The 24886-nt window shown below is 27.7% G+C and carries 24 protein-coding genes; 23 read left to right on the top strand and 1 reads right to left on the bottom strand.

Features of this window, described 5'->3' with window-relative positions; translation table 11 throughout:
• Window positions 1-44 precede the first annotated feature (44 nt).
• The 3 genes from ppc (at window position 45) to groL (ending at window position 4728) form a co-directional block, all read left to right on the top strand.
• Window positions 45-2744 (top strand): phosphoenolpyruvate carboxylase, encoded by a 2700-nt coding sequence (gene ppc / locus AC1XWJ_RS00380; protein WP_483333792.1) that lies wholly within the window; start codon window positions 45-47, stop codon window positions 2742-2744.
• Between the two features lie 88 nt (window positions 2745-2832).
• The gene (locus AC1XWJ_RS00385) at window positions 2833-3105 is read left to right on the top strand and encodes a co-chaperone GroES (protein WP_483333793.1); all 273 of its coding nucleotides are present in this window, start codon (window positions 2833-2835) and stop codon (window positions 3103-3105) included.
• 21 nt (window positions 3106-3126) lie between these two features.
• Window positions 3127-4728 (top strand): chaperonin GroEL, encoded by a 1602-nt coding sequence (gene groL / locus AC1XWJ_RS00390; RefSeq protein WP_483333794.1) that lies wholly within the window; start codon window positions 3127-3129, stop codon window positions 4726-4728.
• Between the two features lie 60 nt (window positions 4729-4788).
• Here groL and AC1XWJ_RS00395 read toward each other — a convergent pair whose 3' ends face one another.
• On the bottom strand, window positions 4789-5040 hold the full coding sequence (locus AC1XWJ_RS00395; RefSeq protein ID WP_483333796.1) for a NifU family protein: 252 nt from the start codon (window positions 5038-5040) through the stop codon (window positions 4789-4791).
• A gap of 128 nt (window positions 5041-5168) precedes the next feature.
• Here AC1XWJ_RS00395 and AC1XWJ_RS00400 point away from each other — a divergent pair, with 128 nt between their 5' ends.
• From AC1XWJ_RS00400 to AC1XWJ_RS00495, 20 genes are all read left to right on the top strand, one after another.
• On the top strand, window positions 5169-5528 hold the full coding sequence (locus AC1XWJ_RS00400; RefSeq protein ID WP_483333797.1) for a HesB/IscA family protein: 360 nt from the start codon (window positions 5169-5171) through the stop codon (window positions 5526-5528).
• A gap of 44 nt (window positions 5529-5572) precedes the next feature.
• Window positions 5573-6772 (top strand): NAD(P)/FAD-dependent oxidoreductase, encoded by a 1200-nt coding sequence (locus AC1XWJ_RS00405; RefSeq protein WP_483333798.1) that lies wholly within the window; start codon window positions 5573-5575, stop codon window positions 6770-6772.
• Between the two features lie 168 nt (window positions 6773-6940).
• Complete coding sequence (locus AC1XWJ_RS00410) at window positions 6941-8515, top strand: aminotransferase class V-fold PLP-dependent enzyme (RefSeq protein WP_483333799.1); 1575 nt, start codon at window positions 6941-6943, stop codon at window positions 8513-8515.
• Window positions 8515-8733: a DNA-dependent RNA polymerase subunit epsilon gene (locus AC1XWJ_RS00415; protein WP_483333800.1), complete on the top strand. Its 219-nt coding sequence runs from the start codon at window positions 8515-8517 to the stop codon at window positions 8731-8733. The genes AC1XWJ_RS00410 and AC1XWJ_RS00415 overlap by 1 nt, the downstream gene beginning before the upstream one ends.
• Window positions 8726-10399: a ribonuclease J1 gene (rnjA, locus tag AC1XWJ_RS00420; protein WP_483333801.1), complete on the top strand. Its 1674-nt coding sequence runs from the start codon at window positions 8726-8728 to the stop codon at window positions 10397-10399. Before AC1XWJ_RS00415 ends, rnjA begins: the two co-directional genes overlap by 8 nt.
• A 56-nt stretch (window positions 10400-10455) precedes the next feature.
• Window positions 10456-11118: an L-serine ammonia-lyase, iron-sulfur-dependent subunit beta gene (sdaAB, locus tag AC1XWJ_RS00425; RefSeq protein ID WP_483333802.1), complete on the top strand. Its 663-nt coding sequence runs from the start codon at window positions 10456-10458 to the stop codon at window positions 11116-11118.
• A 12-nt stretch (window positions 11119-11130) separates the two neighbouring features.
• Window positions 11131-12003 (top strand): L-serine ammonia-lyase, iron-sulfur-dependent, subunit alpha, encoded by an 873-nt coding sequence (gene sdaAA / locus AC1XWJ_RS00430; RefSeq protein WP_483333803.1) that lies wholly within the window; start codon window positions 11131-11133, stop codon window positions 12001-12003.
• Window positions 11996-14005, top strand: a complete 2010-nt coding sequence (recG, locus tag AC1XWJ_RS00435) for an ATP-dependent DNA helicase RecG (RefSeq protein WP_483333804.1) — start codon at window positions 11996-11998, stop codon at window positions 14003-14005. Before sdaAA ends, recG begins: the two co-directional genes overlap by 8 nt.
• A 12-nt stretch (window positions 14006-14017) precedes the next feature.
• Entirely contained in the window at window positions 14018-14656 is a 639-nt protein-coding gene (locus AC1XWJ_RS00440) for a class A sortase (RefSeq protein WP_483333805.1), read from the top strand.
• Between the two features lies 1 nt (window position 14657).
• Entirely contained in the window at window positions 14658-15626 is a 969-nt protein-coding gene (gene plsX / locus AC1XWJ_RS00445) for a phosphate acyltransferase PlsX (RefSeq protein WP_483333806.1), read from the top strand.
• Between the two features lie 2 nt (window positions 15627-15628).
• Window positions 15629-15859: an acyl carrier protein gene (locus AC1XWJ_RS00450; RefSeq protein ID WP_483333807.1), complete on the top strand. Its 231-nt coding sequence runs from the start codon at window positions 15629-15631 to the stop codon at window positions 15857-15859.
• 116 nt (window positions 15860-15975) lie between these two features.
• Entirely contained in the window at window positions 15976-17013 is a 1038-nt protein-coding gene (locus tag AC1XWJ_RS00455) for a YdcF family protein (RefSeq protein WP_483333808.1), read from the top strand.
• Between the two features lie 73 nt (window positions 17014-17086).
• The gene (locus AC1XWJ_RS00460; RefSeq protein ID WP_483333809.1) at window positions 17087-17425 is read left to right on the top strand and encodes a DUF6568 family protein; all 339 of its coding nucleotides are present in this window, start codon (window positions 17087-17089) and stop codon (window positions 17423-17425) included.
• Window positions 17426-17625: 200 nt separating this feature from the next.
• Window positions 17626-18057, top strand: coding sequence for a division/cell wall cluster transcriptional repressor MraZ (mraZ, locus tag AC1XWJ_RS00465; RefSeq protein WP_483333811.1), 432 nt, complete (start codon window positions 17626-17628; stop codon window positions 18055-18057).
• Between the two features lie 18 nt (window positions 18058-18075).
• Window positions 18076-19008, top strand: a complete 933-nt coding sequence (gene rsmH, locus AC1XWJ_RS00470; protein WP_483333812.1) for a 16S rRNA (cytosine(1402)-N(4))-methyltransferase RsmH — start codon at window positions 18076-18078, stop codon at window positions 19006-19008.
• A 29-nt stretch (window positions 19009-19037) separates the two neighbouring features.
• Window positions 19038-19364, top strand: a complete 327-nt coding sequence (locus AC1XWJ_RS00475) for a cell division protein FtsL (protein WP_483333814.1) — start codon at window positions 19038-19040, stop codon at window positions 19362-19364.
• Window positions 19365-21569, top strand: coding sequence for a penicillin-binding transpeptidase domain-containing protein (locus AC1XWJ_RS00480; protein WP_483333815.1), 2205 nt, complete (start codon window positions 19365-19367; stop codon window positions 21567-21569).
• Between the two features lie 15 nt (window positions 21570-21584).
• Entirely contained in the window at window positions 21585-22559 is a 975-nt protein-coding gene (gene mraY, locus AC1XWJ_RS00485) for a phospho-N-acetylmuramoyl-pentapeptide-transferase (protein WP_483333817.1), read from the top strand.
• On the top strand, window positions 22559-23923 hold the full coding sequence (gene murD, locus AC1XWJ_RS00490) for a UDP-N-acetylmuramoyl-L-alanine--D-glutamate ligase (RefSeq protein WP_483333819.1): 1365 nt from the start codon (window positions 22559-22561) through the stop codon (window positions 23921-23923). The genes mraY and murD overlap by 1 nt, the downstream gene beginning before the upstream one ends.
• Window positions 23924-24772, top strand: a complete 849-nt coding sequence (locus AC1XWJ_RS00495) for a cell division protein FtsQ/DivIB (RefSeq protein ID WP_483333820.1) — start codon at window positions 23924-23926, stop codon at window positions 24770-24772. It begins immediately after the preceding gene.
• Window positions 24773-24886: the final 114 nt, after the last annotated feature.

The following is a 24886-nucleotide window of genomic DNA, read 5'->3' on the forward strand; positions in this document are numbered from 1 at the left end:
TTTATGGAGTATTAAATATTTTTTATAATTTGAGGTGAACTTTGGTGACAATAAAAAAACTGGAAAGTAGTATGAATAAAGAAATCATAAATGAAGAAATTGAGTTACTTACAAAACTTCTAGAAGAAGCTACAGAAAAAATGACGTCAAAAGAAACGTTTTTAAAAATAAAATATATAAAAGACTTAGCTAATAATAATGATTATGAAAAATTATATTTAGAAATAGAAAAACTAAATGATGAAGAAATTGACATAGTTGCTAGATTTTTTTCTATTCTTCCGTTATTAATAAATATTTCAGAAGATGTTGACTTAGCTTATGAGATAAATTATAAAAACAATGTTAACAAAGAATATTTAGGAAAAATCTCAAAAACTATTGATGATGTTTCTAAATTATCTAATGCAAAGGATATATTAGAGAAAGTTAATGTTGTTCCAGTTTTAACAGCCCATCCTACACAAGTCCAAAGAAAAAGTATGTTAGATTTGAACAATAAAATACATAATTTATTAAGGAAACATAGAGATGTTAAATTAGGCCTTATTAATAAAGAAAAGTGGCATAATGAATTAAAAAAATATGTAGAAATTATTATGCAAACAGACATAATAAGAGAGAAAAAATTAAAAGTTACGAATGAAATAAGTAATGTTATGGAGTATTACCATACTTCTCTTATAGATGCCATAACTAATCTTACAATAAAATATAGAAAATTAGCAAATGACAAAGGGATAAAGTTAGATAAATCAACGCCAATAACGATGGGAATGTGGATAGGTGGAGATAGAGATGGTAATCCTTATGTAACTGCTGATACGCTAAAAATTGCAGCTAATTTGCAGTTTGATGTTATTGTTAATTACTATGAAGAAAAGTTAGATGAACTCTATCGTTCATATTCTATGTCTAGCTCATTAGTAAATACTTCTATTAAATTAAAAGAATTGGCAAATCAATCAGGCGATAATTCAGAATTTAGAGAAAAAGAATATTATAGAAAAGCAATTTTTGAAATAAAAACTAAATTAAAAAATACTAAGTATTATTTTAATGAAAAAATAAATAACGAAGATGGAAAATTTTACAAAACATCACAAGAATTTCTAGCTGATTTATTAATAGTAAAAGAATCATTAGAAGAAAATTGTGGGTATGTTATGATTGATGGAGATTTTGAGCAATTAATTCAAGCGGTAAAAATTTTTGGTTTTTATTTAGCAAGTATTGATCTTCGTCAAGATTCAAGTGTTCACGAAGAATGTGTGGCAGAGTTGCTAAAATCTGCAAATGTAGTTTCTAATTACTCTAATCTTACAGAAGAAGATAAATGTAAAATTTTGTTAAATCAATTAACAAATGAACCTAGATTATTATCGTCTACGAATGTAAAAAAATCAGAATTATTAGTCAAAGAGCTAACAATATTAAAAACTGCAAGAGAATTAAAAGACAAGTTAGGTGATGAAATTATAAAACAGAGTATAATTTCTCATACTACCAGTGTTTCTGATTTGTTAGAGTTAGCAGTTATGCTAAAAGAAGTTAATTTAATTGATAAAGACTTTTCTAGAATTCAAATTGTTCCTCTATTTGAAACTATTGAAGATTTGGATAATTCAGTCGCTATTATGGAGAATTATTTAGCTTTAGATGTAGTTAAAACATGGATTAATAGTAATAATAATTATCAAGAAATTATGTTGGGTTATTCTGATAGCAATAAGGATGGTGGATATTTATCATCTGGATGGACACTTTATAAAGCACAAAATAATTTGGCAGATGTAGGTGATAGAAATAATGTTAATATAACATTTTTCCACGGTCGAGGAGGAACTGTAGGTCGTGGTGGAGGACCTAGTTATGAGGCGATTATATCTCAACCATTAAGAAGCATTAACGATAAAATTAGAATTACTGAGCAAGGAGAAGTAATAGGGACTAAGTATGGTAATAAAGATGCTGCATATTATAATTTAGAAACTATGATATCAGCAACTATTGATAGAATGATAGGTAGTATTGATAGAACTAATAAAAAGTCTGAATACACGGCTATTATTGATGAAATAGTATCTACAAGTTATAATGTATATCGTAATTTAGTTTTTGAAAATAACGATTTTTATAACTATTTCTTTGAAGCTACGCCTATAAAAGAAATTTCTAGTTTAAACATAGGATCGCGTCCAGCTGCTAGAAAAGTTATTACAGAAATAGGTGGGCTTCGTGCAATTCCTTGGGTATTTTCTTGGTCACAAAATAGAGTTATGTTACCAGGTTGGTATGGAGTAGGATCAGCATTTAAACAATATATAGATAAAGATAAAAATAATATTAAAATTTTGCAAGAAATATATCAAAAATGGCCGTTTTTTAGATCGTTGTTATCTAATGTAGATATGGTATTGTCAAAAACAGATATGACAATAGCTAGAGAATATGCTAATTTAAGTAATAATGAAAATACAAAAAAAGTGTTTGATATTATTTATAATGAATGGCAACTTACAAAAAAAGTTATTTTACAAATAGAAAATAATAAAGAATTATTAGCTGATAATGAATATTTAAAATATAGTTTGAAAAATAGATTACCATATTTTAATACATTGAATTATATTCAAATAGAGTTAATAAAAAGAGAAAGAACTAATGAAATATTAGAAAGTTATCAACAAATAATTCATACGACGATAAATGGAATTGCGACGGGACTTAGAAATTCGGGATAATTGACTTTATTTGACTTTTATAAAAGAGTATAGTAATATATTTTGTAAAAAATAATTAATAGTTTTATTATTTAGATAGGAGAATAAAATGATTAAACCAGTATTTGATAATGTAATTTTAAAAAAGGTGGAAGAAAAACAATCTACTGTAAGTGGTATCGTATTAAATACCAATGATACTAATGCAAATATAGGAGAAATATATGCTATTGGTGAGGCTAGCGTACTTTCAGTAGAAAATGGAGGAGAATTAACTAAAGGAAATAAAGTTATTTTCTCTGATAATTATAAAAAAGTAAACTACAATAATGAAGTATTTTATGTAGTGAATGAAGAAGAATTATTAGCAATTTTAGATTAATTTATAGATAGGAATGGAAATATGGTAAAGGAAATAAAATTCTCGGAAGATGCACGTCAGTCAATGAAAAGAGGGGTTGATAAATTAGCTAATGCAGTAAAAGTAACTCTTGGTCCAAAAGGAAGAAATGTAGTGTTAGATAGAAAATTTGGCTCTCCACTAATTACTAATGATGGAGTCTCTATTGCTAAAGAAATTGAATTAGAAGATCCCTATGAAAATATGGGAGCAAAATTAGTAGCGGAAGTAGCTAATAAAACTAATGAAATTGCAGGAGATGGGACAACTACTGCAACTATTTTGGCACAAGCAATGATAACAGATGGTTTGAAAAACGTAACATCTGGAGCTAATCCTATAGGACTTAGAAAAGGTATGGAGCAAGCAGTTAAAGTAGCTGTAAAAAAATTACAAGAAATTAGCGTAACTGTAGATTCTAAAGATAAAATAGCTCAAGTAGGTTCTATATCAGCAGCAGATGAAGAAATAGGATCTTTTATATCAGAAGCAATGGAAAGAGTAGGAAATGATGGTGTTATTACTATTGAAGAATCGCAAGGTTTAGAAACTACTTTGGAAATTGTAGAAGGAATGAAGTTTGATAGAGGTTATATTTCGCCATATATGGTATCTGATACAGAAAAAATGATAGCAAACTTAGATAATCCATATATTTTGGTAACAGACAAAAAGTTAACTAATATTCAAGAAATCTTACCTTTATTAGAAGAACTTGTTCAAGCGTCTAAGCCACTAGTAATTATAGCAGATGATTTTGAGGCAGAAGCTAGTCAGCAATTGGTAGTAAATAAGCTTAGAGGAGTATTTAATGTAGTAGGAGTAAAAGCACCAGGATTTGGTGAAAGAAGAAAAGCTATCTTAGAAGATATAGCTATCCTAACAGGAGCTACGTTAATAACTAGTGATTTAGGATATGATTTAAAAGATGCTAATATCACTATGTTAGGAACTGCTAATAAAGTTTCTGTAACTAAAGATAACACGGTAATTGTAGACGGAAAAGGAAATAAAGAAGAAATAATAGCTAGAACTAATCAAATAAAATCGTTACATAAAGAGGCAACATCAGAATTTGATAGAGAGAAATTACAAGAGCGTCTAGCTAAACTTTCTGGAGGAGTTGCTGTAATTAAAGTTGGTGCTGCAACAGAAACAGAGTTAAAAGAAAGAAAATTACGAATAGAAGATGCATTAAATTCTACTAGGGCAGCAGTAGAAGAAGGAATTGTAGCCGGTGGGGGAACAGCACTTATTCAAGTAATTTCAGAAGTAGAGAAACTACGTGCGGAAGGTGATGTTCAAACAGGAATTAATATTATAAAAACTGCATTAGAGGCCCCAATACGTCAAATAGCAAAAAATGCAGGAGTAGAAAGTAGCGTGATAGTAGCTAAATTAAAAGAATCGGAAGTAGGATTTGGTTATAATGCAGCGACTGGAGAGTGGGTAGATATGATAAAATCAGGAATTGTTGATCCTACAAAAGTTACACGTTCAGCATTACAAAATGCAGCAAGTGTTTCTAGTTTATTCTTATCTACAGAAGCTGTCGTTGCAGATATCACAGAAGAAGATACTACACCACAGATGCCTATGATGTAGAGTTTCTTAACAATAAAATTAATAGTAAAACGAGCGGTAAAATTTTATACTGCTCGTTTTTTAATTAATAGTTATTTTAACGTTTAAAACTTTTTTGACTTCAGGTATCTTAGATTTTATAACATCTTCAATAGCATATTTCATAGTAATATCAACCATAGAACAAGTAGAACACTCACCTAACATTCTAACTTTTAATATACCATCTTTATAATTAATAAATTCTATATCTCCACCATCTAATTTTAGTTTAGGTCTTATTTTCTCTAATTCAAATTTAATTTTGTTTATAATATTTAACTCAGAATTCATTGTAAAAAAACCTCGTATCTTGTAATTAGTTATATTTTCAAAAAAAATTTACAAAATAAAACTTTAGACTATTATTTTACTATAAAAACAGTTATAATGATAGTATAAAAAATAAAAGAGGGAATAACATGGATTTTGAAAAAAATCAATTAATATCAATTACAGATATAGCTATCGATAAATTTAAACAAATGCTATTTGATGCAAGTGAACAGGATTCTTTTCTAAAAATTTCATTGGAATTAGAAGGAACTAATATGTATTATAATATGGATATAGTACAAAACCCTTTAGAAAATGATAAGATTTATAATTATAATGGCTTAAAAATTATTGTAAATGAAGAGGACGAATTGTTATTGAATGGTTTAAATATCGATTACATAATGGATGAATCTGGAGAAAATTTTACACTAGATAACCCTAACATAATATCTGACTTAAATGACGAAAAAGATGGTTGTTGCGGTCGTGGTTGTTGTTATTAATTAAATACTATATTTAAAAAGAAAAGAGAAAAAGGAGAATATAAATGAAAAATGTAGTAATATTAGGAGCAGGTTACGGAGGATTAACTGCATTAAAAGGATTAAAAAAAGTTGCAAAAGAAGGAAAAGTTAAGGTTACGTTAGTAAACAAAAATTCTTATCACTATGATACTGTTAATTTACACGAATTATCTGCTGGAAATATCAAAAGAGAAGATATTTGTATTGAAATAAAAGACATTATAACAGATGGTGTAAATTTTGTTCAAGATGAAGTTATAAAAATTGATACAGAGAAAAAAATCGTATATACAAAGCAACAGGAACTTGATTTTGATTTGTTAGTAGTAGGGCTAGGATTTGAAACACAAACATTCGGTATTGAAGGAATGTTAGAGAATGCTTTACCTATAACAGACGTAAATGCTGCTGAAAAAATATCAAAACGTTTAGAAGATAACTTCAAAAAATATGCAGAATCAGAAGAAAAAGATATTAAAGATATATCTGTAGTAGTAGGCGGTACAGGATTAGCCGGAATTGAATTTTTAGCTGAATTAGTAGAAACTAGAAAAGAATTGTGTAAAAAATACGGTATTGATGAAAAATTAGTTAAAATTTATGGTTTAGATGCCGCTCCAGTACTATTACCAATGTTTGAAAAATCATATAGTGATTATGCAAGAAAATTTTTAGAAGATCGTGGAATTGAGATTTTGCTAGGAGCTGGTATAAAAGGAGCTACTTCAGATAGATTTATTATTGAAGTAGATGGAGAACGTCGTGAATTGTTAGCTAGCACATTAGTATGGACTGCTGGAGTTAAAGGAAGTAGAATTATGGATGCTACATTCCCAGAATTATCTAAAAATGGACGTTTAGTAACTACGCAACAATTAACAGTTCCAAGTTTAGAAGAAATTTATATAGTTGGAGATTGTGCTGCATTTATAGAAGAAGGACAAGAAAGACCATACCCTACAACTGCACAAATAGCTTGTCAAATGGGTACTTATGTAGCAAAACATATAGTAAATAGATTGGAAGGTAATTCAACACCTAACTTTAAATATATTAATCGTGGAGTAGTTTGTTCACTAGGCTCTAAAGATGCAATAGCTGCTGCAATGGGACTTAAATATAAAGGTTTCTTAGCAGCTAAAACTAAAAAAGCAATTGAAGCCAAAGCTATAAATGAATGCACTAATTTAAAAACAGCTATAAGAAATCAAAGAATATTTTAATGAAAAAATTTTTAATTATATAAGACAATAAAGATTTAGTTTTTTAACTAAATCTTTATTAGTTTTTAATAATTTATAATATCTTGGTTAGAACGTTTGTTTGAAAAATGTTTAACAATATGGTATCATATAAGTTAGGAAATTTTTAAATAAAATATGAGGAAGAATATGATTTATAAAATAGCTAACACACAGGAAGAATATAATCAAATATTTAAATTAAACTACGCAACTTTTGTTGATGAAATTCCTCAGCATAAAGAAAATGACGGAAAAATTTTAGTAGATAAATTTCATGATAAAAATACATATATAATAGCTAAGAAAAATGAAGAGATAGTGGCTATGATTGCTCTAAATTCAGAGAGACCTTTTTCGTTAGATGAAAAATTAGGAAGTATTGAGAAAGTTTATAAAAAGGATTTTAGAAATCCAGTAGAAATTAGGTTATTGGCCATTAAGGAAGAATATAGAAAGACAAAAGCTTTTTTTGGGTTGTTAGAGAGAACATTTAATTATATAGCTCAACATTCATATGATTTAGTTTTTATATCTGGAACAACTCGCCAAGAAAAATTATATAGTCATATAGGGTTTTCTAGATTTCACGATAATGTAGGTACAGAGAATGCTCAGTATATACCTATGGTACTTGATTTAAGAGAAAGTAATAGAATAGTAGATAGGTTATCTACACAAAAGAGAATAAATTATTTGCCAGGGCCAGTAGATTTATCCTCAAATGTATTGACTAAGTTCTCTAAACAACTTTATTCTCATAGAAGTAAAGAATTTGTTAGTTTAACGTTAGACACATTAAGGAAAGTAAAAAATATTTTAAATGTTAAAGATGTAACTATTTTGCATGGATCAGGAACTTTAGCCAATGAAGCAATACTAGCTCAATTAGCACAAAGAAAATTAGGAAAAGGTGTTATTTTAGCAAATGGAGAATTTGGAAATAGATTAGTTAATCAAGCTAAAAGACATGCTTTAGACTATGACAGTTATATTGTTGACTTTGGAGAAAGTTTTGATTTGGCAAAATTACGTAAAGATGTTGTAGCTAATAATTATAAGTTTATATATGTAGTTCATCACGAAACTAGTGTTGGAATTTTGAATAATTTGGATGAAATAATTAATATTGCAAAGGAATATAATTTAGTTCTAGCTGTTGACGCTATATCGGCAGTGGGTGCAATAAAATATAATTATTCAGATGTAGATTATGTGGCTTGTTCATCTGGAAAGGCATTTTGTTCGATAGCAGGATTGGCTATAGTTGGGACTAATTGTGAATTAGTAGAATTAGAAAAAGAAACTATTTATCTAGATTTATACTATGCTAATAAGTTAAGCTCTATACCGTTTACACAACCGTCTTTATTAATAGAAGCGCTTAATTCAGCTTTAGATGAATTTGAATCAGACACTCCGTACAACAATGTAGTAAAAAAATATAATTATATGCGAGCTAAATTAGAGCAATTGAATTTACCTATTATGTCAATAAATACTGAAGAGTTATCGCCAGTTATTTTGACAGTAGAAGTACCTAAGGAGTTTTCTAGTGTTAATATAGGGGATTCGCTATCTATAAATAATATATTTATTCATTATAATAGCTCATATTTACGAGAAAAAAATATTTTACAATTTTCATTTATAAATAGAAATACTAATTTTGAAGAAATAGATTATACAATTAATATAATAAAAAATATGATAGGAGAGATATAATGGCAATTTTTAAAGTATATTATCAAGAAAATTCACAAGAAATACCAGTAAGAGAAAATACTGAAGTAATATATGTAGAAGCAGAAAGTATTCCAGAAGTTTTGAAATATTTAGATGATAGAAATTATAATATAGAATTTGTACAAGAATTAGGAGAAAAGTATTTAGAATTTGAAAAAGAATCTGCTAATTTCAAATTGGAGAAGGTAAATGGATAGATTTATCAATAAACACGAAGTAGGAATAGCAGCTATAGGTGGTATGGGAGAGATAGGTAAAAATACTTATGCTATTCAATATCGTGATGAGATAATAATTATTGATGCTGGAGTTAAATTCCCCGGAGATAATATGTTAGGTATAGACTATATAATTCCGGATTATAGTTATATAGAGAAAAATATAGATAAAGTAAAAGCATTAATAATAACTCATGGTCACGAAGATCATATAGGAGGAATACCATTTTTATTAAAAAATGTAAGTTTGCCTATCTACGGAGGCCCTTTAGCGTTAAGATTAATAAAATCTAAATTAGAAGAACACAATTTATTATCGAAGGCTGAATTTCATGAAATAGATGAAGATACAGTATTAAATTTTAAATATTTAAAAATAGAATTTCACAATACTACACACTCAATACCAGATGCTTTTGGAATTATAGTAAATACCCCGCAAGGAAAAGTTGTTCATACAGGTGATTTTAAATTTGATTTTACACCTGTAGGAGAACCAGCTAATTTGTACAAAATGGCTAAAGTAGGAGAAGAAGGAGTTTTATGCCTACTGTCTGATTCTACAAACTCTGAGCGAAATGAATTTACTATGAGTGAAAAAGAAGTAGGAATTACTATCTCTAATATTTTGAGAAAAGTAAAAAATAGAATTATTTTTGCTACATTTGCTTCTAATGTTTTTAGAGTTAAACAAGTAGTAGAAGCTTGTATAGAACATGATAGAAAAATAGCTGTTTTTGGACGTTCAATGGAAAAAGCAATAAAAATTGGAACCGAGTTAGGTTATATAAAAGCACCTAAAGATGCTTTTATAAATCCTAAACATCTAAAGCAAGTTGATCCAAATAAGTTGCTAATTTTATGTACAGGAACACAGGGAGAAGAGTTAGCAGCACTAACTAGAATAGCTCACGGAACTCATAAAAAAATAACTATAATGCCTACTGATACTGTAGTTTTTGCCAGTTCTGCTATACCAGGAAATGCAGTATCAATTAATAAAAATATTGACTTACTTTCTAAATTAGGCGCTAATGTCATCACATCTAGTATTAACAATGTTCATACTTCAGGACATGGAGCTAAAGAAGAGCAAAAATTAATGTTTAGATTAATTAAACCTAAATATTTTATGCCTATTCATGGAGAATATAGAATGCAAGTTATGCACGCAAAAACTGCGGTTGAATGTGACGTAAAGGAAGAAAATACGTTTATTTTAAGTAATGGTGATATTCTTGCATTAACTAAGGATAGTGCAAGAGTAGCAGGAAAGATTGAAGCCGGAGATGTTTATGTTGATGGTTTAGGTATAGGTGATATAGGAAGTGTAGTTATAAGAGATAGGAAAGAACTTTCTGAAAAAGGTGCATTAATAGTATCTATCGTGCTAAATATAGATAAAAAGATATTAATGAGCAATCCCGATATTATTTCTAGAGGATTTATACAAAACACTGATTCAAAAGAATTAATTGATAGTTGTAAATCAGTAATTAAGGAAGAAATTTCTTCAATTTTAATGTCAAATGAAGCTTGTACTATGTACAACATTAGACAAACTATAATAGATAAGTTAAGTAGTTACTTAGAAAAAGAGGCTGGAAGAACACCAGTAATAATACCTACAATAATAGAGGTTTAAAAAAAGAAGTATAGAGTATTACTACTTTATACTTCTTTTTGTAAGGAGATAAAAGTATGAAATTTAGAAGTGTATTTGATATTATAGGACCAATAATGGTGGGTCCATCTAGTTCTCATACAGCAGGAGCTGCACGTATAGGACTGTTTACTAGAAATTTATTCAACAATTCACCTCAAAATATAGAAGTTACCTTGTATGGATCATTTAAAGATACGTATAAAGGACATGGAACTGATATTGCAATTATAGGTGGATTATTAGGGTGTGATACTTTTGACAAAGGGATTAGAACAAGTCTAGAAGATGCAAAATCTCAAGGGATAAATTTTAAATTTATTGAAAGTGAAATAACACCCATACATCCCAACACTACAACGATAGAATTAGAAGGAAATGGTGAATTTTTGGAAGTTAGTGGAAAATCTATTGGTGGAGGAAAAATGGTTATTTTTGAAATACAAGGATTTGATGTGGAAATTTCTGCAGATTTTCCAACGATATTTGTCTTTTTTGAAATGACCGATGAAAATAAAGAGGAACTGGAAGAATCAATATTATCTTTTAAAAAAAATATAAAAAGTTATAAATTTTCTAGTTCTATAATAGAAGGACGTAATTTACTCTATATAGAAATGGAAAATTATGAGGACGAAGTGGTTGATTATTTATTGTCATTAGAATTTGTAGATAGTATCAAATATTCACCCCAAATATAAGGAGAGTACACCATGTTTATTAGTTTAGAAGATTTAATATTTCAAGCACAGAACAACAATAAAAAAATTTATGAAGTAATGATAGAACAAGAAATAGAACTTAATGGCACTACAAAAGAACAGATTCTGAGTCGAATGGGAAAAAATTTAGAAATTATGCTTTCTGCAATAGATGATGGAATACAAGGAGTTAAGTCAAAAAGTGGTTTAACTGGAGGAGATGCTAAAAAATTACAAGAATATGTAAATAGTGGAAAATCAATATCTGGAGAAGATTTTTTAAACGGAGTTATAGCTGCTATTGCTACTAACGAAGTAAATGCTTCTTTAGGAATTATTTGTGCTACTCCTACTGCAGGTTCTGCGGGTGTATTACCAGGTTGTATTCATATATTAAAGAAAAAGTTCAATATTAGTTATGAACAACAAGTTAATATGTTATTAACAGCAGGCGCTTTTGGTTTTGTTGTAGCTAATAATGCCTCTGTATCTGGTGCCGAAGGTGGATGTCAAGCAGAGATAGGCTCTGCAAGTGCTATGGCAGCTGCAGCTATAGTAGAAACTATGGGAGGAACTCCAGAAATGGCAGGTCATGCTTTTGCGATAGCTTTAAAGAATCTATTGGGCTTGGTATGCGATCCAGTAGCTGGTTTAGTAGAAGTCCCTTGTGTAAAAAGAAATGCTGCGGGAACAAGTATTGCTGTTATGGCAGCTGATATGGCACTTAGTGGTATAAAAAGTAAAATTCCTGCTGATGAAGTTTTGGATGCGATGTATAGAATAGGTCAAGAAATGTCGCCAACTTTAAAAGAAACAGCTAAAGGTGGCTTAGCAATAACAAAAACTGGAGAAGAATATAGGAGTATATTATTAGGAAATGGATAATGTATTGCTTAATAATATAACTGTGTTAAAAGGAATAGGACCTAAAACTGCAGAGATATTAAATAGTATGGATATTTATAGTATTAAAGATATATTATTTAATATACCTTATAAAGTAGTTATGACATCACAATTTTCTAATAATTTGAGTCAAGGTGATAAAGTTGTAACTAGAGGAATAGTAGAAAATAGAATTATTACTCAATTTTATGGTAATAAAAAAAGTAGATCTTATTTTTCATTGCATACAGAAAATGGTTCAGTAAAGATAGTATTTTTCAATCAAGTATACTTGAAAAAAAATCTGACTGAAGGAAAAGAAATTATTGTAAAAGGAACATACAATATTGGAAATAACACTATAACTGCTTCTAGTATTTCTAGTTCTTCAAAAGACTTATCTTTTTCTAGTGATGATAGTATAGAAGTTAGTTATCATTTAAAGCAAGGAATAACTCAAAAAAAATATAGAGAAATTGTAGAAAATTGTTTTAATTACATAACCAATAAAAAAATTATTAATTTTGTTCCTAAAGATTTTAAAGGGATATGGCCGTTAAAGAAAATACTATATACTTTACATTTTCCAGAAAATAGTGTATCTTTTGATAAAGCAAAAAAAATGTTTGCTTTTCATGAACTATTTGATTATCAATTAAAGTTACAATTACAAAATATTTCAACTAGACTAATGGATATAGAATATCAAGTTAAAGTGTCTGAAGATGATGTTAATTTCTTTATTAGTAATTTATCATTTGATCTAACTAATTCACAAAAAAAAGTTATTGACGAAATATCAAAAGATTTATCATCCCCTTATATTATGAATAGGCTGTTACAAGGAGATGTGGGGTGTGGAAAAACAGTAGTAGCTGCTACTTTAATATATGCTGTAATAAAGCAAGGTTATCAGACAGCAATTATGGCACCTACAGAGATATTAGCTAATCAACACTTTGATACATTTTTTAATTTTTTTAAAGATTTGAATATTAGTGTAGCGTTATTGACAAGCAGTACTCCAAAGAAAGAAAGATTAAAAATCTTAGAACTTTTAAAGATTGGTGAGATAGATGTTCTCATAGGAACACATTCATTAATTCAAAATGATGTAGAATTTAAAAATTTAAAATTTGTAATTACTGATGAACAACATAGATTTGGAGTAAATCAAAGAAAAATTTTTGGAGAAAAAGGAGAAAAAGTTAATTCTTTGATGATGACGGCAACACCGATTCCAAGAAGCTTAGCAATTACATTAATAACGGATATAAAAGTATCAACTATTGATGAACTTCCTCGTGGTAGAAAGAAAGTTCATACATATAAGGCAACCAATAAACAATTAAATTCCGTTTTGGATAATATAGTATTAGAATTAGATAAAGGACGGCAAGGTTATGTAGTTTGTCCTTTAATTGAAGAGTCTGAAAAAATTGAATTAAAAAATGTTGAAGAAATGTATGATAGAATTCAATCTTACCTAGGAAATAAATACAAAGTAGCCATTTTGCACGGAAAGATGACTAATAAAGAAAAAGACTATATAGTTGATTGTTTTGTAAAAGGGGATATACATATATTAATATCTACTACAGTAATAGAAGTAGGTGTCAATGTTCCTAATGCTACTTTTATGATGATAGTTGATGCAAATAGATTCGGCTTAGCTACATTACATCAACTTAGAGGGCGAGTTGGAAGAAGTAGTCATCAATCTTACTGTATTTTAATTTGTGATAGCAAAAATGAACGTGTAGATATAATGTGTTTAGAAAATGATGGATTTAAAATAGCGGAATTTGATTTGAAGCAAAGAGGACCAGGGGACTTCTTCGGAACGAAACAGAGCGGATTACCTAGTTTTAGGGCAGCAGATTTATTGAACGATACAGAATTGATGTATTTAGCTAAGAAATTGTCATCAAAAATAATAGAGGTTACTGATAATAAAGAAAAATTGCTTAATTATTTAGGTATAGAAAGTAATAATTTTTGATTAGGAGGAAGAATGAACAAAAAGAGATTAAAAAATATCTTAATAAATATCTTGATAGTAGTTCTATTAATCACTTCAGGAGTTTTAATATTTAAAGATAAAATTAGAGAATATTTAACAGGTTCTGTTAATGATAAGATAATCACAGCGTATAAAAATAACGAAAATGATGTTAATATACCATGGTGGCAAAAATTATTTACAGATAATTCATCTAACATAAAACTTACAGATTCTATGTTAGGTATTTTATTAATAGATGATTTAAAAATTCAAGAGCCTATATTTCAAGGTGATAGTGAAATTAACTTAATAAATGGTGTAGCTACTGTTGATCATAATCAAACATTAGATGATCAAAATGTAGTTTTAGCGGGGCATAGTGTTCAAGGAATTGATATTAGATTTTATAACTTGCGAAAAATAAAGATGGGAACTACAGTAAAAATAGCTACGAAAGATAGACTATTGACATATGAGGTTTCAAAGATTTATAATGTTACAGACACCCAAGTAGAAATACTTGATCAAAAACCAGGAGAACCTAAAAAGCTAACAATGTTTACTTGTGATGCGTATAATTATAATACTGGTGTTTGGGAAGAACGCTTTGTGGTTGAAGCAAAATTAATCGGAGAAGAAACAGTATAACATGAAAATAGGATTAGATTTAAGAGGAGCAGATGATAAACAACAATTAATTAACTATATTAATTCTAATAAAGAGAATATAACTTTTGTTGTATATGGTTTGCAAGAAGATTTAAACTTAATAACAAATAATAACAATGTAGAGAAAATATTGTGTACAGAAGAGGTTTTAATTGAAGACGATTCAGCGCGTGTACACAGAAGAAAAAAAGATTCTACAATGATAAAAATGTTACAAGATCAACAAGATGGTAATATAGATATATCTATATCAGCAGGTAGTACAGGTGCTTTTATGGCAAGTTCTTTATTTATTTTAGGTAGAATAGAAGGGGTGGCTAAGCCAGCATTAGCAACAATGTTGCCAACAGTAACTGATCATAAATTTTTACTTACAGATTTAGGTGCTAATGTGGAAGCTAAGCCAGATGATTTGTTGAACTATGCCAAACTAGGAAATCTTTATATAAATTATATGTATGGAAAAGATAATCCTAGTACATCGTTATTAAATATAGGTGCAGAACCTACAAAAGGAAATAAATTATATAAAGAAACACATAATTTATTAAAAGATAATATTACTAACTTTCAAGGAAATATAGAAGCCAGAGATATATTGAATCACAAGTATGATGTTGTAATAGCTGACGGATTTGCAGGAAATATTATTTTGAAAACTATTGAAGGAGTAGCTATTTCATTTAGTGGATTACTTAAAGGAATATTTTTAAAAAATATTAAAACTAAAATATCAGCACTTTTAGTAAAGTCAGGTTTAAAAACATTTAGGCAAAAGTTTGATTATAGTGAGTATGGAGGAGCTATATTACTAGGATTACAAAAACCTGCAATAAAAATTCATGGTTCTGCTGATGAAAAAGCTGTTCATTTTGCTGTTCAACAAGCTAAGCAAATGTATAAAACAAATTTATATAGTAAGATGATTGAGGTAATAAAAGGAGAATAATTATGGGAATATTTGAAGAATTAAAAGAAATAATTACAAAACACATACATGTAAATGAAGAAGATATAAAATTAGAGTCAAGTCTTAATGATGATTTAGATGCAGATTCTATTGAAATAGCAGAAGTTGTTATGGATATAGAAGATAAATACGGATTTGAGTTTTCTGATGAAGATGCTAGTAATATAGAAAAAATTAGTGATTTAGTAAATCATATAGAAAAAAATATGTAAGAAAAAAAGATACTGGGTTTGATATTTCAAACTGAGTATCTTTTTATTGTTGCGTTCACTTTTAATTTTGGGTATAATTACATAGTATATATTAAGTTGAATCAAAAGGAGAAATTATGTTTTTATATATAATTACATTTATAGTATTTGTCATGCTTGTAATTTCTATGTATAAAGATTTGAGAAGTTTATTAAATCCTATTTTTTTAATAATATTTCTCTTTTTCTTTTATATCTCGTTACTGCAAGTCTTCTTTGATATTGGGTATTCTACTATTTATACAATATTATTGATTGCAGGATTTGCAGGAATTCCATTGGCAATACTCGTTATGGGAATATTTTTGATTTATAATGGTATTATTATTCTAAGAAAAGAAGGCTATTCAAAAACTAATATTTTATCTTTATTTTTAGGTATTTCAATTTTGTTATTTTATATTAATTTCTTTATTACTAATATGAATAACAATTATATACGTTCTATATTGATTGATAATCCCTTGTTATCTATAATAAATGGATTTATATTTTATACTTTTGTTTTATTTGTTTTTAGTTTTGTAGGATATTTATTTTATTCTATTTTATATAATATTATTCCTAAAAATAAATCATACGATTTTATTATTATTCATGGGGCAGGATTAATAAATGGTGAAGTTGTAACTCCTTTACTGCGTAAAAGAATTGATAAAGCAATTGAGGCTTTTCATCGATCAAAAAATAAAGATGTAAAATTAATAGCTAGTGGGGGACAGGGGTCTGATGAGAAGATATCTGAAGCCCAAGCTATTTATAATTATATTGAGAGCAGAGGAGATGTACCATCAGATAGGGTTATCCTAGAGGATGAATCAAGAACTACTTATGAAAATTTAGTTAATTCTAAAAAGTTAGGAGAGCAGATAATAGATAATCCTAAATTTTTATTTGTTACAAATGATTATCATGTTTTTAGAACTAGTACTTATGCAAAAAGAATCAAAATGAAAGGTGACGGTTTAGGTTGTAGTACAGCTAGTTATTATATTCCTAGTGCGTTTATTAGAGAGTATGTTGCAATAATAGTAAAGTTAAAATGGCTGTTTATATTTTTCTATTTATTATTTTTTGCAGTAGTGTTCTTATCGTATATTCCATATAACTTTTAGTTAATTGAGCAATATTAATTTATTGCAATTATATTTTGTGTTATAATTTTAATTCATTAAGGAGGATAAAATTATGCAAACTTTTGAAGATAGTACAAAAAATTTTTTGAAGATAATGTCAGAAGAGGCACAAAAGAAATTGCTTGAAGAAGGTACTATAGTTTTCGTAGGACGCTCTAGTTGTCCTTTTTGTAGAAAATTTGCACCTAAATTAAGAAGTGTAGCAGACAAATTAGAAAAGACTATTTATTTTGTAGATAGTGAAAATATTTTTGATGATAATTTAGTAGAGTTTAGAGATAAATATGATATAAAAACAGTTCCTGCATTGTTAGTAAGAAATACTAAATTAAAAATAGTAATGGATTCTTCTCTACCAGAAGAAGAAATTGAAAAATTTATTTTATCATAATTGATAATACAATAAAAGGAGGTTTACTCAAATTTGAGTAAATCTCCTTTTTGTTTTCTTTAAAATAGTGTTTTTTAATTTTTATATTATAAGTAATAATTTAATTTTAATAATTTATTCAAAAAAATAAATAAATTTTTTATAAATAGTGGAAAAAAGTGGGGAAATGTGGTAAATTATATTAGTAAGGTGGTGAAATTATGTTTATCGGTCAATACAATAATAAAATGGATTCAAAAGGGCGAATTAGTATGCCTATAAAATTTAGAGAAGAGTTAGGCTCAAAATTTATAATAACTAGAGGGCTAGATTCGTGTCTATTTGGATATTCACTACAAGAATGGCAAAAAATAGAGAGTAAAATAAAATCACTACCAATAACGAAAAAAAATGCCAGAGCTTTCCAGAGATTCTTCTTTTCTGGAGCTGCAGAAGTAGAGATCGATAAACAAGGACGTATAAATATTCCTAAATCTCTTATAGAACATGCTAAATTGACTAAAGAATGTGTTGTAAATGGTGTTTCTAATAGAATAGAAATATGGGATAGAGAAAAATGGGATATTTTGTTAGTTGATAGTGAAGAAACATTCGAAGAGATAGCAGAAGAATTAGAAAATTTTGATTTTTAGAATTATGAGAGGTATTAGATGTTTAAGCATTATAGTGTGCTGCTAAATGAAGCTGTAGACGGTTTAGCAGTAAAAGAAGATGGTATATATGTTGATTGTACTCTGGGTGGAGCAGGGCATAGTCTAGAAATATTAAAAAAACTTACTACTGGCAAATTGTATGCTTTTGATCAAGATATAGTTGCTATAGAAAATGCTAAAAAAAAATTAATAGATTATAAAGATAAAGTAGTTTTTATAAAATCAAATTTTGAAAATATTAAATATGAATTAAATAAATTAGGAATAGAAAAAGTTGACGGTATTCTTTATGATTTGGGTGTATCTTCTCCTCAACTAGATACCCCTGAGAGAGGATTTAGCTATAATTTTGATACTAGATTAGATATGCGTATGGATACTGATTCAGAACTTAGTGCTTATGAAGTAGTTAATAATTATGATTATCATGAATTAGTAAAGATATTTTATAGATATGGGGAAGAAAAATTTTCAAAACAAATTGCTAGAAAAATAGAACAAAAAAGAGCACAAAATCCTATAGAAACAACTTTTGAATTAGTAGAGATTATTAAAGCAGCAATTCCAGCAGCAGCAAGAAGAAAAGGCGGGCATCCAGCCAAAAGGACTTTTCAAGCTATCAGAATAGCTGTTAATAACGAATTAGGAGTATTTGAAAGTTCATTAGAACAAGCTATAGATTTAGTAAATATTGGCGGAAGAATAGCGGTAATTACTTTTCATTCTCTAGAAGATAGACTGTGTAAACAAATATTCAATTCTTATGCAAAAGAACAAAATGTACCTAGAAATTTACCTATAATACCATCAGAATATCAACAAAAGTTAAAATTGATTAATAAAAAACCTATGTTACCTTCAGAAAAAGAAATAGGGGAAAATAATAGATCACGAAGTGCTAAATTAAGAATAGTGGAAATTCAAAGATAAATATATTAAAATAGAGAGGAATAAGAAAAGTGGCGACATTAAAAGTATATAGCAGAGAATATGGTGTCAAAAAAGTAGAAGAAAAAGTAACATTAACTAGACCGGAAATATTTGCGTATATTGCATTACCGGTAGTTATAATAGTTTCTATATATTTTATGCTAAGCTATAGTGGAGAAGTATATAGTTTACAAAATCAAGAAACTAGAAATGCATCTGAAATCAAAAAAATGAAAAATGACACTGAAGAGCAAAGAGTTATAATAAATGACTTGTCTTCTTACGAAAGAATAAGAGGAATAGCAGAACTGTTAGGAATGGAGACACAAAAAGATAATGTAAAGGTAGTGAGATAATTGAAAAAATTCTTAAGATTGTTGACATTAAGATTTTTGGAAGATCCTAAAAGTATAAAAACAAAAGATTATATATCAAGAAAAAGAACAAAAATGATATTTACAATACTTTTTGTTTTTTTATTTGTATGGGTATTAATATTAAATATAGGACAAATGACTGTTTTAGGAACTATAAGAGGCCAAAATCTTAATGAAATAGCTCAAGAAAAATATGTAGTAGATAGAGTATTAGAGCCTAATCGTGGTAAAATATATGATCGTAATGGTAGCATTTTGGCAGATAATATCGAATCATATAAATTAGTTGCAGTATTATCGGATAAAGCTTCTGAGGGATTAGATGATTCTGCACAACGGCTTCATGTAGTAGATAAGGATAAAACCGCAGAAGAACTGTCAAAAATAATAAATTTAGATAAAAGTAGTATTTTAGATATTTTAAACAATGATAAAGCTTATCAAGTTGAATTTGGTAGTTATGGTAAAGATATAAGTATAGAAAACAAAAAGAAAATAGAGAACTTAAATTTACCGGGCTTAAAATTTGAAACAACTACTAAACGTTACTATCCTAATGGAACGCTTTTAGGTAATTTTTTAGGCTTTGCTCAATCGTCTGATGATAGTAATTTAATTGTTGGACGTTTAGGTATTGAAAAAGTTTTTGATTATTATTTGAGAGGAAAAAACGGAAGAATTATTTATGCTAGAGACGCTTGGGGAAGGGTAGTTTCTAATGAGCCAACTACAGAAATTAAACCTGTTGATGGATCTGATATATATTTAACTATTGATAAAAATATTCAAACTTTTATAGATAACAGTCTGTCTGATATTCAATCTAAGTATGAACCAGAAAGTGCATTTGCAGTAGCTATTAGTGCAAAAACTGGGGAAATTTTGGGAATAGGACAAACACCTGCTTTTAATCCTAATACTAAAGAAAATATTTCTAGCGCATGGACTAATGCTATTTATAATTCTGCTTTGGAGCCTGGATCTACTATGAAAACTTATACGTTAGCCCTTATGATAGAAAATGGTATTTACAATCCTAACAAAACATATTTATCGGGATCGTATAAAGTAGAAGATGCGGTAATAAGAGATTACAATAGAGTAGGATGGGGAACAATTACTTATCGCCACGGATTCCAAGAATCGTCTAATACTCTAATGTTGACTATGTTAGAATCTCTAGGAACGGATAAACTAAAATATGGATTAGAGAAATTCGGTTTTGGAAAAACAACAAGTTCACTTTTTGAAAATGAATCTAGAGGAGAACTAGCTTTTGGTAATAAAGTTTCAGCTTCTACAACTGTCTTTGGACAAGGTAGTACAGTAACTCCTATTCAAATGTTACAAGCAGAAACAGCAATTGTTAATGATGGAGAAATGTTAAGACCATATTTTCTTCAAAAAATTCATGATAAAACAAATGATGTAGATGTTAACAAAGGAGAGCGTACAGTTGTAGGAAACCCTATTTCAAAAGAAACTGCCGAAAAAACTAGAGAAGAATTATACGGAGTTGTTAATGGTGAATGGGCTAATGGTGGTTCAAAATATCAATTAGAAGGATATACAGTTTCTGGAAAAACAGGAACTGCAGAATTAGTTAATCCTGAAACTGGAACTTATTATTCTAGTCCTTATAAAGTTATGCACTCGTTTATAGGATATGCACCTAGTGAAAACCCTGAAGTTATTTTATATACTGCTATAAAATTACCAACAAAAAATGCTGTCCAAAACTACAGTAATTCAACTAAAGAATTGTTTAACCCTATTATGACCAACATACTAGATTATCTTAATGTCCAAAAAGAAAAATCTGAATCTAATAACAAAACATATAAAATAAATAACTATGTTGGTCAAAGTACTAATAGTGTTGTTTCTAATTTATCTAAGTATACAGAAAATACAGTATTAATAGGTAATGGAACAACAGTTTTACAACAATTTCCTAATGAAGGTAGTATTGTTAATGTAAATGATAAAGTATTTGTTGTTACTAGTACAGAAAATATCGTTTTACCAAATTTTAAAGGTTGGTCAAAAACTGACATATTGAGGTACAAGGAATTAACAGGGATAGATATAGAAATTGAAGGTAATGGATATGTAAAAGATCAATCCATATCGTCAAATAAAGTAATAAAAAATGGAGATAAATTAAAAGTAAAATTAGAATAAAATGAGGAGAAACTAATGAATACACTATATATGATAGCAATGCTGTCTTGTTCGTTTGTTATAACAGTAGCTATTTTGCCGAGTTTAATAAAGTATTTGCATAAACTAAAATTCGGTCAAGCAATAAGGGAAGAGGGACCACAGAGTCACGCTGCGAAAAAAGGAACGCCGACTATGGGGGGAATATCTTTTATACTATCAATAGTAATAACATTAGTTATTGCTTCATTTCTAGATAGTATCAATATAAAATATTACTTATTATTTATATATACTACAATATCTTTTGCAATAATTGGTTATATTGATGATATGTTAATAGTTGTTAAGAAAAAAAATGATGGATTATCACCTCGAAAAAAATTAGCATTGCAAATATTATTTTCTTTTATATTTTATTTATTGCTTACATTCGTCTATGCTGATATTAACTATATAGAGATACCATTTATAGATTATAAGCTTAATTTATCTCTAATTTATGCAGCTTTTGTAGTATTTTGGCAAACAGGATTTTCTAATGCAGTAAACTTAACTGATGGATTAGATGGATTAGCTACTAGTGTAACTATAATAACTACATCAGCGTTTGCACTTATCAGTTACAAAGAAAATAATATTCCAATATTAATATTTTGTTTGTGTATTATAGGATCTTTATTAGGATTTCTATTATTTAACAAAAAACCTGCAAAAATTTTTATGGGCGATACGGGATCATTAGCTTTAGGAGGCATTTTAGCAGCAATATCAATAATTTTGCATAAAGAAATAGCATTTTTATTTATTGGATTAGTATATATTTTAGAAACATTATCTGTAATGATTCAAGTGATGTATTTCAAAAAAACAGGAAAAAGAATATTTAAAATGTCTCCTTTGCATCATCATTTTGAGTTGTCTGGTTATGGTGAAGTGAAGACTGTATATATATTTGTAGCTATAGCTATATTATCTTCAACTATAGGTTATTTTGTAGGAGTTTTATAATGAATGAAAATATTTTAGAACAATTAAGAAAGAAAAATATTTTAATTTTAGGATTTGCTAGAAGTGGTTTTAAAAGTGCGTTGATTTTGAATAAATTAGGTATTAATGTAACAGTTAATACTGCTGAAAATTTATCTAATAATGAAGATGCCAATTATCTTAAAAGTTTAGGAGTAGAAATTATTTCTGGTTCTCATCCAGTAGAAATATTAGATAAAGTAGATTTAATAATAAAAAATCCAGGTATACCATATAAGATAGATTTTTTAAAAGAAGCAATTAAACGTAATATAGAAATAATAACAGAAATAGAATTAGCTAGTATATTATACAATCATAATATACTAGCTATAACTGGAACTAATGGAAAAACTACGACAACAACAATGCTCTATGAAATACTAAAGTTAGAAGATGAAAATATAAAATTAGCTGGCAATATAGGATATCCAGCTATAGAAGTTGCGTATGAAAATAAAGATAATAAAACAATAATTATGGAGATATCATCATTCCAATTAAATGGCGTTTCAAAATTTAGACCACACATTGCTACTATTACAAACTTAGGAATAAGTCATTTAGATTATCACAGTAATGTTGAAGAATATCATAACATTAAAAAGAGAATTTTTAAAAATCAGACAAAAGATGATTATTTAATATTAAATATTAAAGATAGCGAATTATATATTAATGATAATATTAATTCTAAAATAATTTATTACAGTACATCTAACAACAAAAAAGCGCATGCTTATGTAGAAGATGACATATTATATTATCAAGGAAAAGAAATTTTTGAGGTTAGAAAATTAAGTTTACCCGGAGAACATAACTTGGAGAACGCAATAATAGCATCTTTAATGTCATTATTAGAGGGTGCAAGTTTAATCAATATTCAAAAAGTACTTTATAATTTTAAAGGTGTAAAACATAGACTTCAATTTGTAGGAGAAGCAAATGGAATAAAATATTATAATGATTCGAAAGCGACAAATCCAGCTTCAACTTTAAAGGCACTTGGAGGATTTGAAAAAGATGTTATTTTAATATGTGGTGGTCAAGAAAGAGGCGTAGATTTAACTGAACTTGCTAGTGGATTTAATGTAGTAAAAGCACTAATAGCCATAGGAGAAACGAAGGATTTTCTATATAATTTGGCTCTTAAAAACGACATTCTAGCATATAAGTGTTATAATGTAGAAGAAGCGACAAAATTAGCAGCAAAATTATCCAAAAGTGGTTATACTATTCTATTGTCCCCAGCTTGTGCTTCTTGGGATCAGTATAAAAATTTTGAAGTTAGAGGTCAAGAATTTATTGATACCTATAACAAAATAAAAAATAAAGAGTTGATATAGATGAATTTAAAAAATAAAAAATTACTACAAAAATCTAGAAATACAAGTCATAAAACAGCAATATCAAGATATAAAAAAAGAAGAAATATAGAAATAATAATTTTATCTACAATAGTGTTGATGGGTATTGCAATTTTTGTTTTTCTAAATAGTTCATATGTAAAATTAAAAAACATTAACATTACAGGGTTAGTCCAAATAACAGAAGAAGATATAAAAAATACTACATCAATAAATAATGATGTTAAAATTTGGAGTGTTGATGAAAATGAAGTAGAAAACAAAATAAAAGAAAATTACAATATAGTAGATAGTGTTTCTGTAAATACAGAATGGTTTCAAACTATTAATATTACTATAAAGGAAAAAAGGTTAATAGCCAGAGAAAAAAAAGATGACAATAGTTATAGTATAATTATGAGTGATAGTAGTTCGTACAATGGTACTATGAAGAAACAATTAGATTTGCCTATTTTAACAAATTTTGAAAATAATAATAAAAAACAAGAATTATTAAAAAATTTGATAGACTTAAAAGAAGAAATATTAACACAAATTTCAGAAATTGTTAATGATAATAATGAAATAGCATTGATTTATATGAAAGATGGTCAACGTATAAAGATAAATGCTAATAATTTTTCTTCTAAGCTAAATTACTATTTTGAAATGGAACAACATATTGAGAATAAAAGAGATACAATATTAAATTTAGTTAATGGTGCTTATTTAGAAACAGAAAAAAGTAACAAATTAAAAGAAAATAAAATAAATGAGCTACTTAAAAAAAGTAATGATACTAAGCAAGATAATAATCAAGAAAATAGTAGTGAAAAATCAAATACTTAAGATAACAAAATTTATAATTTTATAAATAATGATAATAAAAAATATATAATAAAGTATTAAGTATAGAAAAATATTTTGTAACAAAATTTTAATCAAAAAAATTCAATTTTTTCT

It is taken from the genome of Gemelliphila sp. 1F1 (assembly GCF_056897515.1).